This window comes from Allobosea sp. 47.2.35, assembly GCF_024655635.1.
In the GTDB taxonomy this organism is placed as follows: domain Bacteria; phylum Pseudomonadota; class Alphaproteobacteria; order Rhizobiales; family Beijerinckiaceae; genus Allobosea.
On record NZ_JANLGI010000006.1, the window covers coordinates 215061 to 227737 of the forward strand.

At 67.6% G+C, this 12677-nt stretch carries 9 protein-coding genes; 4 read left to right on the top strand and 5 right to left on the bottom strand.

Features of this window, described 5'->3' with window-relative positions:
* Positions 1-9 precede the first annotated feature (9 nt).
* From NUV79_RS10465 to NUV79_RS10475, 3 genes are all read right to left on the bottom strand, one after another.
* Positions 10-1518, bottom strand: a complete 1509-nt coding sequence (locus NUV79_RS10465) for a M81 family metallopeptidase (RefSeq protein ID WP_257733017.1) — start codon at positions 1516-1518, stop codon at positions 10-12.
* Positions 1519-1779: 261 nt separating this feature from the next.
* Positions 1780-3084 (bottom strand): alanine racemase, encoded by a 1305-nt coding sequence (locus tag NUV79_RS10470; protein ID WP_257733018.1) that lies wholly within the window; start codon positions 3082-3084, stop codon positions 1780-1782.
* The gene (locus NUV79_RS10475) at positions 3075-4535 is read right to left on the bottom strand and encodes a M81 family metallopeptidase (protein WP_257733049.1); all 1461 of its coding nucleotides are present in this window, start codon (positions 4533-4535) and stop codon (positions 3075-3077) included. Before NUV79_RS10475 ends, NUV79_RS10470 begins: the two co-directional genes overlap by 10 nt.
* A gap of 186 nt (positions 4536-4721) precedes the next feature.
* Between NUV79_RS10475 and NUV79_RS10480 the strand changes: the two genes are divergently transcribed.
* Positions 4722-6206 (top strand): M81 family metallopeptidase, encoded by a 1485-nt coding sequence (locus NUV79_RS10480; RefSeq protein WP_257733019.1) that lies wholly within the window; start codon positions 4722-4724, stop codon positions 6204-6206.
* Between the two features lie 206 nt (positions 6207-6412).
* Entirely contained in the window at positions 6413-8800 is a 2388-nt protein-coding gene (locus tag NUV79_RS10485; protein WP_257733020.1) for a heavy metal translocating P-type ATPase, read from the top strand.
* 51 nt (positions 8801-8851) lie between these two features.
* Here NUV79_RS10485 and NUV79_RS10490 read toward each other — a convergent pair whose 3' ends face one another.
* Positions 8852-9205: a hypothetical protein gene (locus NUV79_RS10490; RefSeq protein ID WP_257733021.1), complete on the bottom strand. Its 354-nt coding sequence runs from the start codon at positions 9203-9205 to the stop codon at positions 8852-8854.
* Positions 9206-9767: 562 nt separating this feature from the next.
* Between NUV79_RS10490 and NUV79_RS10495 the strand changes: the two genes are divergently transcribed.
* Positions 9768-9923, top strand: coding sequence for a DUF1127 domain-containing protein (locus NUV79_RS10495; protein ID WP_082009515.1), 156 nt, complete (start codon positions 9768-9770; stop codon positions 9921-9923).
* A gap of 185 nt (positions 9924-10108) precedes the next feature.
* Positions 10109-11515, top strand: a complete 1407-nt coding sequence (trmFO, locus tag NUV79_RS10500; RefSeq protein WP_257733022.1) for a methylenetetrahydrofolate--tRNA-(uracil(54)-C(5))-methyltransferase (FADH(2)-oxidizing) TrmFO — start codon at positions 10109-10111, stop codon at positions 11513-11515.
* Between the two features lie 254 nt (positions 11516-11769).
* Here trmFO and NUV79_RS10505 read toward each other — a convergent pair whose 3' ends face one another.
* On the bottom strand, positions 11770-12657 hold the full coding sequence (locus NUV79_RS10505) for a phytoene/squalene synthase family protein (RefSeq protein WP_257733050.1): 888 nt from the start codon (positions 12655-12657) through the stop codon (positions 11770-11772).
* Positions 12658-12677 lie beyond the last annotated feature (20 nt).

Here is a 12677-nt window from a genome sequence, read left to right on the forward strand (position 1 = left end):
GGTTTCGTCTCAGCTTTTCCCCGCTCCCGGCTGGGACGAATGCGCCCGCCAGTCGCTTATTGTCTCCAACGGATAGACCGGGCGCGGAATCCGCTGCCACGGCAGGGTGAACACGTCCGATTGCCCCGGCCCGCGCGTATCGGCGCGGACGAGCCCGGAGGCGATGCGGTCGAAATACTGGAAGTTCGAGGCCGTCTTGAGCACCGCCATCTTGTAGTCGGAGAGGTCGATGCCGAAGGCCTCGTAGACGTCCGGCACATTGCCCGCGACGCCGCGCAGCTCCGAGATCAAGAGCGTCACCGGCCCAACATCGAAGACAGCGACACGGCCCATGTGGACCTCGGGCTGATGGTTGAAGTTCAACGGGATCGAACCGCCGCCGAGCTTGCGCACGCGGCCCGTCACGGTCAGCGGCTTGAAGAATGCCGTCGCCGCATCGCCCCCGAGCGGCAGCGTCACCTCGGCGCCCTCGCCCGCCGCCGTCAACGTCGCGACGGCCTTGGGCGAGATCAGCGGGATCAGCGCCTTGCTCCTGATGCCGAGCCGCAGCATCGCTTCCAGCAGCAGGTTGCTGTCGCCGGCCGCGCCGCCGAAGACGGTATCGCCGGTATCGCTGACGACGACCATGCCGCGCTCGGCCGCATCGGCCTTGCGCACAGCGTCATCGATGGAGACCGCCTCGCGCACCTGAAAATCATCGCGCATCGACCAGGCGAGATCGGCCAGCTCGTCCGCCAGCTTCTCGGCCAGCGCCTGATCGCTGTCGGTGACCACGATGGTCGACCAGCCGCCCTCCGCGACATCGAGCCAGGGCTGCATCGGGTAGTTCGAGGCCTGCAGGACGCGCCGGTCGGCCTCGATCGCGCGGGCCCGGTCGAACCAGATCTTCATCGGCCCTTTCGAGGTCAGGAACTGCTCCTGATGCGAGAGCAGCGGTATCTTGCGCCAGGCCATGACCGGCCGGCACTTCTCAATGAGGATACGCAGCAGCACTTGCGTTCCGATCTTGCCGGTATCGAACACGTCATGCGGCTGGGTGCGATGCCCGACGATGGCCGTGCAATTGGCCATGATCTTGTGGGTGACATTGGCGTGGTGATCGAGCCCGAGCAGGATCGGCACGTCCGGCCCCAATATCTTCCGGCAAAGCTCGGCCTGCTCGCCCTCGACATCGTCGATGCCTTCGGCCGCGCAGGCGCCGTGCAGATGCAGGACGAGCCCGTCGATCGGCCCCACCGTCTCGAGCCCCGCCCGGATCTTCGCCTGGAAGAAATCGAAGGCCTCGCGCGAGATGCGCCCGCCAGCCACGGCCCAGGCCCGGATGATCGGGATCGTCTCGATGGCGAGACCGCTCTCCTTCACCGCCGCGTAATGCCCGCCGATCTGGCCGATCTCGCCGAAATGCCGGGCAATCTCTTCGCCCTCGACGAGGCCGAACGCCTCGAAATCGGCGAGCGTCGTCAGCAGCGGATTGAAGTCGTTCGTCTCCTGAACGATGTGGATCAGCGCCAGACGCACGGCCATCCTCCCGGATTGCGACCGCTGCTCCGGCCGATGCCGGACGAAGCGGATTGTCGACTTCAGGGCATCGCGCCGGGCTGAATCTGTGTTGGGCGGCAGCCCGGCCTCATCGTCAAAAGCGTAGTTGCGTCAAATATTTCACGTCAAGGATTGGATGTTCCATCTGAAGGAACACGCACTCACAGGACCTTTCGGGAGATTCAATCCTCACCCTGCGGAGCCGCCGCAGGATGAGGACGATGGTATCGGTGCAGACGCTTAGAAGAAGGTCCGGATGGCGCCGGTGACGGTCCAGTCGTCATCGACCAGCATCAGCACCGCCCATTTGTCGAAGGTCGTGCAGGGATGGCCGATGCCGAAGGCCACCATATCACCGACCTGCAAAGGGCTCTCCTCCGGCGTACCGAGATGGCAATGCTGGTCGTTGAGGCCGAGCACCGTATGGCCGGCCGGCATCGGCTCCGGCCGCTGCGTCGCCCCGCCCGGCCGATACCAGCGCACCGGCACCGGCATGCCGGAATCGAACGAGATATCGCGCTTGCCGACGGTGAGCAGGCTGCGCCCGCGCTCCGGCCGCGACTGGACATAGGCCCAGACCTCCAGCGCCGGCTCGAGGCCGCCCGGCGGCAGCTTGAGGCTGGTCTCCAGCGTGATCCGTCGGAACGCCGCCGAATAGACCGTGGAATCATGGGTCAGGTAGCAACCGGAACGCAGCACCTTGACGATCGGCCGCTTGAAGGCGGCGGCATTGAAGGCCTCGCCAACCCGGTCGAACAGCGAGGTCCCGCCGGCCGAGAGTACCATCGGCTCCGGCCCGAGCAGCCCCTCGCTCTCGGCCGCCGCCGCGACGGCAACCACCTCGCCGAGCAATCGGTCGGCATTGGCGGTATCGCTGTGCAGTCCCTCGAAGCACTCGAAACCGGCAAGCCGCAGCCCCGGCGCGCCCGCGACCGCACGCGCCACGGCCAGCGCCTCCTCGCGCGTCCGCGCCCCGGTGCGCCCCCCCATGAAGCCGATCTCGACGAAGATCCGTAGCGGGTTGGCGCCCGCATGCCCCTTCGCCGCCTGCGCCAGCAGACCGACCCCGGCAACGCTGTCGGCAAGGCAATAGAGCTCGAAGCCGGGTTCCCGCAGCGCCTCGAAACAGGCGGCGATCTCCTGCGACCCGACCGGCTGGTTGGCGAGGATGACGCGCTTCACGCCGAAATGCCGGGCGACCGCGAGCTGCTGCATCGTCGCGACGGTGATCGCCCAGGCGCCATCGGCGACCTGCAGGTCGAAGAGCTGCGGCGCCATCGTCGTCTTGCCATGCGGCGCGATCAGCAGGCCGTTGGCGGCGCTGAAGGCGCTCATCCAGGCGCTGTTGGCCGTGAGAACGCTTTCGCGGATCACAGCCAGCGGCATCGGCATGTCGCCAGCGAGCACGTTCCAGCCCTGTTTGCCGACATCGCCGAGCCGCAGCGAGGCGCCCGGCGGCAGGCCCTTCACCAGCACATCGAGGCGCTGATCCTCGATCTCGCGAAGCGACAGGCGCGGGAGCGGGGCGGGAGCAGTCACAGCCATGGATTAGGGTCCAGCGGAGAGAAGGGGCGTTTCACCTTGGTGTAGGGGATCTTGCTCGCATCGGGCGGGTAGGGTCCACCGCTGTCGAGGTAAAGCACTTGTGCCGCAATCGGCGCGAAGGCGGCGTGGAAATGGTTGGAGGATTTCACCACCACCACCGTCTTCGCCGAAAGGTCGATGCCGAGATCGGTAAAGACCGGCGGGCTGAAGGTCTGCGCCCGCGTCGAGGCCAGCACGATATCGAGTTGGCCGATCCGGATCGCGGCGGCAGGCCCGAGCGAAACCCAGCTCTGCGCGAACGGGATCAGCAGGTCCCCGGTCGTGCCCGTAACCGTCACCACCGCATCGATCGGCCGGCCCGAGGACGGCGCCGCTTTTCCGATGAAGCGCAGGGGAATCTCCGCGCCGACGCCCGCAGCCCGGCACAGACTGACCGCGACCGGGTCCCACATGGCACCGATCGCCGCCGGCACATCCGGATGCCGCAGCAGCGCCTCGACCATCACCGAGGAATCGCCGGCAACCCCGCCGCCCGGATTGTCCCAGCGGTCGGCCAGCACCACCGGCTTGCCGGGCTTTGCCAGTTCCAGCGCCGCTGCGATGCCTTCCTCCGGCTTGTAGTGTTTCGGCGAGGCGCCCTGCCCCCAGCGCAGGATTTCGAGGCCGAGCTGTTTAGCCAGCGCAGCCGCCTTCGCCTCGTCACCATCGGCGATCACCAGCACCTTCGTCCCGACATCAGCGACATCGGCCGCCTGGAAGCCATGCGCGACCGAGATCGAGAGGATGCCATCCTTGCCCTCCATCGCGAGTAGCCGGTCGACGAAGCTGCGGCCGGGCTCGCGGCTGGTCATGAAGGCTGCGAGCCCCCGGCAGTCGAACACGGCGCTCACAGGCTTCACCTGTTTGCGCGCGGTCCTGAGGCAAAGCTCCAGCAGATCCCCGGCCCGCGCCAGGAAATCCGTATGCGGGAACTCCTTGAAGGCGACGATGATGTCGGCGCCCGCGACCATCTCGGCCGTCAGATGACAATGCATGTCGAGTTCGGCGCCGATGACGCAATCCGGCCCGGCCAGCTCCCTTACCCGTGCGATCAGGTCGCCCTCGCAATCGTCATAGCCGCGCGCCACCATCGAGCCATGCAGGCCGAGCAGCACGATATCGACCGGCAGCGCCGCCTCAAGCTGGCCGAGGATTTCGTCGCGCAGGCTCTCATAGCCCTCCTGCGAGACGAGGCCCGCCGGCTCGGCCCAGGTCGCCGTGCCCTCGACCAGTTCATAGCCTTCGCTGGCGGCGCGGGGGCGCGCCGCCACGGTCGGGGCCGAGCACAGCGTCGGGGTGTCCGGATGCGTGCCGGGCGGGCAGTAGAAGGCGCCCTCGAAGGCGCTGCGATCGACGAAGAGCGGCGCGAAGGTATTGGTTTCCGTCGCCAGCGACGCAGTGAAGACGCGCATCCGCATGCTCTCTCGGTCAAAGGCGGCAGCCGCCCTTTCGGGCTGCCGGCACGCCCATGAAACCGGGACGGCACCCGGCCTGTCAAAGCACTCGCGTTCCTCCGAATGGAACAATGCAGGCTTGATCCGGAACAGATCGGCGGCCGAGATGAATGCGTCCTGCGAGCCTGGGAGATTCAGCCGATCATGTCCCGCCGCCGCATCCTGCTCGGATCGCTCTTCCACGAGACCCATAGTTTCGTCGACGAGGTGACGACGCTCGTCGATTTCACCATCCGCAGGGGTGCGGAGTTGCTGGCCCGTCGCGGTGACGGCTCGACGATCGACGGCTTCCTGGAAGTAGCCAAAGCCGAGGGCTGGGAAGTGCTGCCGACGGTGGATTACACCGCCCTGCCCGCCGGCACGGTCGAGCATGCGGTGTTCCAGCGCTTCCTCGTGGAATTCGATGCCGGCCTGAAGGCGGCGCTCGCCGATGGCGGGCTCGACGGCATCTGGCTCGCCCTGCACGGCGCGATGGTCACGACCGACTGCCTCGACCCGGAAGGCACGCTGCTCGCCCATATCCGCGCGGTGCCGGGCTGCGAGAGTTTACCGGTCTTCGGCGTCTTCGATCTCCACGCCAATTTCACCGCTGCCATGGCGGCGCATACCAACGCGCTCGTCGCCTATCGCGAGAACCCGCATACGGATGCGCGCGAATCCGCCGTCCGCTCGGCGAAGCTGCTGGCACGGTCACTCGCGAGCGGGGAACTCCCGCGCATGCTCGCCTGCAACGCCCCGGTGGTCTGGCCGCCGACCGGAACCGGCACCGCCGACCGGCCGATGCGCGACCTGGAGGCGCTGGCGCGCCGGATCGAGCAGGAGAACCCGGATATCTGGGTGGTCAATGTCGTCGGCGGCTATTCCTTCTCGGATGTGCCCGAGGCCGGCGTCGCCTTCGCGGTCGCCTTCACCGGCCCGGAAGCGCCCGCCCGCGATGCGCTGGAGCGCCTCGCGGCCACGGCCATCGACTTGCGCGAATTCGGCCAGCCGGCCGAATGGAATCTCGACGAGGCCGTCGCGGAAATCCTGCGTTCGGAGGGCGGCCCCTATATCGTGGTCGAGCCGGCCGACAATATCGGCGGCGGCGCGCCGGGCGACGCCACCTCGGTGCTGCGGGCCTTCCTGCGCCATGACGTCGGGAACTGCGCGGTCGCCATCGCCGATCCCGCCGCCGTCGCCGCCATGGCTGGCGCAAAACCCGGCGAGACCCGCAAGCTCTCGATCGGAGGCAGGGGCAGCGCCATCGCCGAAGGTCCCATCGAGATCGAGGCACGCTTCATCAGCGCCAGCGACGGCGAGTTCGCGCTGGAGGACCTCAACAGCCATCTGGCAGCCTCGCAGGGCTCGCGCTTCAGCATGGGGCCCTGTGTGGTCGTGCAGGTCGAGGGCGTCACGGTCCTGCTGAGCAGCCGCAAGACCCCGCCCTTCGACCTCGGCCAGCTCCGCTCGCAGGGCATCGAGCCGGAAGCACTGAAGGCGATCGGCGTCAAGGCGGCGGTGGCGCATCGGCGCGCCTATGACAAGATCGCCAAGGGCAGCTTCTCCGTGGCGACGCCCGGCCCCTGCACCAGCCGGATCGCTGGCCTGCCCTACAAACGCCTGCGCCGGCCGGTGTTCCCGCTGGATTGAGGCCAGCCTCACGCAGTCATTCTCGGGCGAAGCGAAGCGCAGACCCGAGAACCTCTGGCAGAACAAGGGGCGTTCTCCTCCCGAGATGCTCGGGTCAGGCTCGAGCATGACGGCCATGCCCCCGAAGCGCATTTTCCCTCTTGAACCTGAAGTGGCTACAGCTTGTAGAGAAGTGTCCCGTAGCGAAAGAGAGACGGAGACACGTCATGGCCGCCCGCCCCGAAACCACAGCCCAGACCCTGTCCTGGAAGGTCGGCGGCATGGATTGCGCGAGCTGCGCGGCGAAGATTCGCGGTGCGGTGGAGCGCCTGCCCGGCGTCAGCGACGTCAGGCTTTCGGTGATGTCGGAGACGCTGACCGTCGCGCTCGATGCCGGCGCAACCACGCCGGAAGCGATCGAGAAGCGCGTCAACGGCCTCGGCTACACCACGGCCGCGCTAGCGAATCCTGTCGAGCGCCCGGCAGCCAAGCAGGACGCGTGCGGCTGCGGTCATGATCACGTCGGCCACGCCCTCGAGCATCACGACCACGCCCATGCTCACGGCAAGCATGAGCACGGCGACGCCTGCTCGGGTCATGCGCATGACCTCGATCACAAGCACGATCATTCCGGCCATTCCCACGCCGGACACGACCACGCCTCGCAGGGCGCCAAGTCAGCCACCGCCGCGAACGACCACGGCCACGGCCTGCCTGGCCATGTCCATGAAGCCACGCCCGAGGGCGCGAGCTGGTACCAGACCGGCAAGGGCCGCCTCGTCATCGCCACGGGCCTGTTCCTCGGCGCCGCCTATGCTGCCGGGCTGATCTGGCCGGGCATCGGCCACTGGGCCTTCATCCTGGCCTGTATCGTTGGCGTCCTGCCCGTGGCGAAGCGCGCCTTCGCGGCAGCGCGTGCCGGCATCCCCTTCACCATCGAGATGCTGATGACGATCGCCGCCATCGGCGCGCTCTTCATCGGTGCGGCCGAGGAGGCGGCACTGGTGGTCTTCCTCTTCGCGGTCGGCGAGGTGCTCGAAGGCGTCGCGGCCGATCGCGCCCGCGCCTCGATCCGCGCGCTCGGCGATCTCGTGCCCAAAACCGCGATTATCGAGGAGAACGGCGCGACCCGGCAGGTCGATGCCGCGAGCCTCAGGATCGGCCAGACCGTGCTGGTGCGTCCCGGCGACCGCATCCCGGCCGATGGCGAGATCACCGACGGCACCTCCGGCATCGACGAGAGCCCGGTCACTGGCGAATCCGTGCCGAAGACCAAGGGCGTCGGCGAGCCCGTCTATGCCGGCTCGGTCAATCGCGAGGCGGCGCTGCGCGTGCGCGTCGACAAGGCGGCGCAGGACAACACCATCGCCCGCATCATCCGCCTGGTCGAGGAAGCGCAGGAGGCCCGCGCCCCGACCGAGCGCTTCATCGATCGGTTCTCGCGCTGGTACATGCCCGCGATCGTCGGCCTCGCCGTGCTGGTCGCGCTGGTGCCCCCGCTTCTGCTCGGCGCCGAATGGTCGGTCTGGATCTACCGGGCGCTGGCACTGCTGCTGATCGGCTGCCCCTGTGCGCTCGTCATCTCGGTGCCTGCCTCGATCGCCGCCGCCTTGTCGGCCGGCGCCCGGCAGGGCCTGTTGATGAAGGGCGGCGTCGTCATCGAGACCGCCGCCAAGACCGGCCTCGTCGCCTTCGACAAGACGGGCACGCTGACCCAGGGCAAGCCACGCGTCACCGATGTCGTGGCACTCTCCGGCGGCGAGGCCGAGGTTCTGGCCTATGCCGCCGCGGTCGAGCACGGCTCCGCGCATCCGCTGGCCGAGGCCGTGCTGGAGCGCTCCCGCGCCGACGGCATCGCCTATAAGCCGGCGGCCGAGGCTGCAGCGCTCGCCGGCCAGGGCGTCACCGGCAAGGTCGATGGCCGCGCCGTCTTCGTCGGCGCTCCCCGCCATGCCGAGAGCCGCGCGCCCTTCGACAAGCGGGCGCGCGTCACGGCCGAGGGGTTGGAAGCCGCCGGCAAGACAGTCGCCGCCGTCATCGTCGATGGCGCGCTCGCCGGCTTCATCGCGCTGCGCGACGAGCCTCGCGAGGACGCAGCCGCGGCTATCGCCGAACTGAAGGCTATGGGCATCCGCTCGACAATGCTGACCGGCGACAATGCCCGCACCGGTGCCGCCATCGCCGCCGGCCTCGGCATGGAGCACAAGGCCGAGCTGATGCCCGACGACAAGGTCGCGGCGATCAAGGCCTTCTCCGGCGAGACATCGGTAATGATGGTCGGCGACGGCATCAACGATGCGCCGGCGCTGGCCGCCGCCAGCATCGGCATCGCCATGGGCTCGGGCACCGATGTCGCTTTGGAGACCGCCGATGGCGCGGTGCTGAAGAGCCGCGTGCGCGATGTCGCGGCTCTGATCCGGCTGGCGCGGGCGGCGATGGGCAATATCCGCACGAACATCACGATCGCGCTCGGGCTGAAGGCGGTGTTCCTCGTCACCAGCGTGCTCGGCTATACCGGGCTCTGGGTCGCGATCCTCGCCGATACCGGCGCGACCGTGATTGTCACCGCCAACGCGCTGCGGCTGCTGCGTTTCGACGCGGGCAAGGTGAGCTGATCAACAGATCGAAGAAACGAGGCCGGCAGCAGCCGGCCTCGCAAATGCGCTTCACACGCTGATATCGGCGAGCGTACCGGTCTTCTTCGCGGTCTCGCCCTTGGCTTCCATCTGCTTCAGCATCTCGTCGCGGATCTTGGTCATGACGTCGGCCTTGGCCTGCGCGTCGAGCTTGTTGAATTCCTCCTCGGTCATGCCGAGCTTGGCCAGCAGCGCGGCCTGAACCCGCTCCTCCGGCGTCATCCGCGCGATCTTCAGGAACTCGGCTTCGGTCGAGGATGACGAGGCAGAGGACGAGGCGGAAGCGCCGGCCCCCTGTTTCGAATCGTCATCAGCGGCCTGTGTGGCAGCGTAGGCCTTCGTCAGATTGACGGGCCAGTTCGAGGTCGAGAACGAGATGGTCATCGCGTGCTCCTTTCTGCTGGGCACTGGCAGGCAATCTCCGGGCCGGGGCACAATCAGGAGAATCAGACATCCATTTCAATAAGTTACCCGGAACTCGACCAAGGCACCGGCTGCCGGACGCCCGTCGAATCGGCAAGTTCTACCGGGCAAACACTGCCGTAGCGGATCAATGCGTGTCGGCCGGCGAGCCTTCCGCTGCGACCAGGAATCGCAGCCGCACCGCCCCTTGCTGCAACGCAAAATTGTCTTGTTGCGACGGCTCGCGATTTAGCAACCGCAACATGACTATCTGATAGGCAACTCTTCAGCGCCGCGCTGCTTCAGGCCGGCAGGCGCACAAATCGGAGGCGGTCGATTTCCTCAATTTCGCCGCAAGCGTTACGTTCAGCGCAGAACGATCCCACGAAAATGACCGGAAACTTAACTTGTCATGCATTGAATGCATATCGGAGCTGACCGCGTGCCCCTGTTGGAAGCAGGCTGTCCGGTTTATATGCAGTGCACAACGAGATTGTCGCTGTGGGCACCGCCCCGGTCCGGAATATCGCTAAGGAAAACCACCATGTTCGTCACCATGATCGCTGCCAAAATCCGCGCCTACCTCCGCTATCGCGAGACCGTTCGCGAGCTCTCCCGCCTGACCGACCGCGAGCTCGACGATCTCGGCCTGTCGCGCTCGGAGATCTCCTTCATCGCGCGTTCGCACGCCGCGGCCTGAAGGCCTGAGAATGAGAACCGTCGCGCATCGGGCGCGACGCGTTCCGTGTAGTTTCTCCTGAGGCTCGTGTTTCCCCTCCCCTCGAGCTTCGGTCGAAGAGCGAATGCCCGCCTCACGGCGGGCATTTTGCATTTCAGGCCGCCTGTCCCTTGACCTGCGGCCCGGCTGCGGACACATCCCCAGCCATGGAACCCGTTCATATCATCGGCGGCGGTCTCGCCGGCTCCGAAGCCGCCTGGCAGATCGCGCAGGCCGGCGTCCCTGTCGTCATCCACGAGATGCGCCCCGTCCGCGGCACCGACGCCCACAAGACGGAAGGATTGGCCGAGCTCGTCTGCTCGAACTCCTTCCGCTCCGACGATTCCTCCAGCAATGCCGTCGGCCAGCTCCACTGGGAGATGCGCCGCCTGAATTCGCTGATCATGGCCAAGGGCGACGCCCATCAGGTCCCGGCCGGCGGCGCGCTCGCGGTCGATCGCGACGGCTTCTCGCAGGCCGTCACTGCCGCTCTGGAGGCCCACCCGCTCGTCACCATCGATCGCGGCGAGATCGCAGGCCTGCCGCCGGCCGCGTGGGACAATGTCATCATCGCCACCGGACCGTTGACCTCGCCCGCTCTGGCCGCGGGTCTGCAGTCGCTGACATCCGAGGATTCGCTCGCCTTCTTCGACGCCATCGCCCCGATCGTCCATTTCGATTCGATCGACATGGACCAGGCCTGGCTCCAGTCGCGCTACGACAAGGCCGGCCCTGGCGGCACCGGCGCCGACTACATCAACTGCCCGCTCGACCGCGACCAGTACGAGGCCTTCATCGACGCGCTGCTCGCCGCCGAGAAGACCGAGTTCAAGGAGTGGGAAGGCACGCCCTATTTCGACGGCTGCCTGCCGATCGAGGTCATGGCCGAGCGTGGGCGCGAGACCCTGCGCTGGGGCCCGATGAAGCCGGTCGGCCTCACCAACAAGCACAACCCGACCGTGAAGGCCTATGCCGTGGTCCAGCTCCGGCAGGACAACGCGCTCGGCACGCTGTTCAACATGACCGGCTTCCAGACCAAGCTGAAATATGGCGAGCAGGCGAACATCTTCAGGATGATCCCCGGCCTGCAGAACGCCGAGTTCGCCCGGCTCGGCGGCATCCACCGCAACACCTACCTCAACTCGCCGAAGCTGCTCGACGAGCGCCTGCGCCTCAAGGCGGATACGCGCCTGCGCTTCGCTGGCCAGATCACCGGCTGCGAGGGCTATGTCGAAAGCGCCGCGACCGGCCTCCTCGCCGGCCGGATGGCCGCCGCCGAGCGGCTCGGCCGCGACCTGCCAATGCCGCCTGCGACGACGGCACTCGGCGCGCTGGTCAACCACATCACCGGCGGCCATATCGTCACGATCGACGAGGGCCCGCGCTCCTTCCAGCCGATGAATATCAATTTCGGCCTGTTCCCGCTGATCGAGGGCGTGGCGACGACCGGCCCGGACGGCAAGCGTCTGAAAGGCCCGGCCAAGAGCCTCGCCCGCAAGCAGGCGCTGACGGCCCGCGCCAAACAGGTCATGGACGAATGGGCCGGCGGCGTCGAGGCGAAGGCGGCTGAGTAGGCCGAACCACTACCCTCGGTAGACAAAATAACCGCGGGGAACCCCTCTCCTGTAAGGAGAGGGGCAGGGGTGAGGTGTCGGCCCCCGGACCAGTGAGGCGTTGGCCTAACCGCCGTGCAGCGACCACCACACGGCAATCACGGTGAGCGGCCTACCCCTCACCCTGCCCTCTCCCTATGGGAGAGGGTTCCCCGCGCCATCTGGAATACTGGTCTGATAAATCGCTTTGCGCGAGAGTGGTGGCACGACGCCTCTCAGCGCTTCCGCGACGCCCGCCACAGCACCCATTGCCGGCGCCAGGCCGGCAGGGTGATGATCGTGCGGTAGGGGTCGTAGCCGCCGACCTCCATCCGCTTGAGATAGGGCTCGACCAGCGCGACCGGCAGGAAGGCCGGCTTCAGGCCGGAGGGAATCGTCTCGCTGAGGCTGGTGAGCTTCTTCAGGTGCCCGCGCGCGATCTCGCGCAATTCCTTGAGCGTATAGAGCACGCCCGGCCCGCCGCGCCCGCGCACGATGTCGTCGCGGGTCACGCCGTTGCGGGCGAGGATATCGGCCGGCAGATAGACCTGCCCCTCGGCCGCATGCCACGGGAAGGCGCGCATCAGCCCGGTCAGCGCATAGGCGACGCCGGCATGGCCGCAGGCCGTCGCACCGCCGGGATCGCGCCCGCCGGCCAGGATGATGCAGGCAAGCCGCATCAGGGCGCTCACCGTCTCGCCGGCATAGCCCTCCAGATCACGCAGCGAGGGCATCGGGTCGTCGTAAAGGTCGAAGATGCGCGCATCGATCAACGCGGTCAGCGGCGCGACCGGCAGGCGATAGCGCCGGATCGTATCGAGCAGGGCCGCGGCCACCGGATGGGCCTGCGTCTCACCGCCCGCCTGGCCCTCGAGCACATCGCGCCACCATTGCAGGCGTACCTCGCCCGGCAACGGCTCGCTGACCAGCGCCCTGACGCGCGCGATTTCCAGGCTGAAGGCATAGAGCGCATAGAGCGCCGCCCGGCGGTCCTCGGGCGCATAGAGCCCGGCGATATAGCGGTCCTGATCCTGCTCGCGGACCAGCGCGGCGCAATGGGCATAGGCCTCCGGCAGGCGCGCCGGCGCGATCTCCCTGCGGTCGTCGGTCTCGGTCTGCGGCATCGTTCCGCCCTGGCCCGTCA

What these genes read in the sequence shown, in the direction of transcription:
- NUV79_RS10470 (WP_257733018.1), bottom strand. Translation starts at nt 3,084, where the DNA reads ATGGCTGTGACTGCTCCCGCCCCGCTCCCGCGCCTGTCGCTTCGCGAG.
- NUV79_RS10480 (WP_257733019.1), top strand. Translation starts at nt 4,722, where the DNA reads ATGTCCCGCCGCCGCATCCTGCTCGGATCGCTCTTCCACGAGACCCAT.
- NUV79_RS10485 (WP_257733020.1), top strand. Translation starts at nt 6,413, where the DNA reads ATGGCCGCCCGCCCCGAAACCACAGCCCAGACCCTGTCCTGGAAGGTC.
- NUV79_RS10490 (WP_257733021.1), bottom strand. Translation starts at nt 9,205, where the DNA reads ATGACCATCTCGTTCTCGACCTCGAACTGGCCCGTCAATCTGACGAAG.
- NUV79_RS10475 (WP_257733049.1), bottom strand. Translation starts at nt 4,535, where the DNA reads ATGCGCGTCTTCACTGCGTCGCTGGCGACGGAAACCAATACCTTCGCG.
- NUV79_RS10505 (WP_257733050.1), bottom strand. Translation starts at nt 12,657, where the DNA reads ATGCCGCAGACCGAGACCGACGACCGCAGGGAGATCGCGCCGGCGCGC.
- trmFO (WP_257733022.1), top strand. Translation starts at nt 10,109, where the DNA reads ATGGAACCCGTTCATATCATCGGCGGCGGTCTCGCCGGCTCCGAAGCC.
- NUV79_RS10495 (WP_082009515.1), top strand. Translation starts at nt 9,768, where the DNA reads ATGTTCGTCACCATGATCGCTGCCAAAATCCGCGCCTACCTCCGCTAT.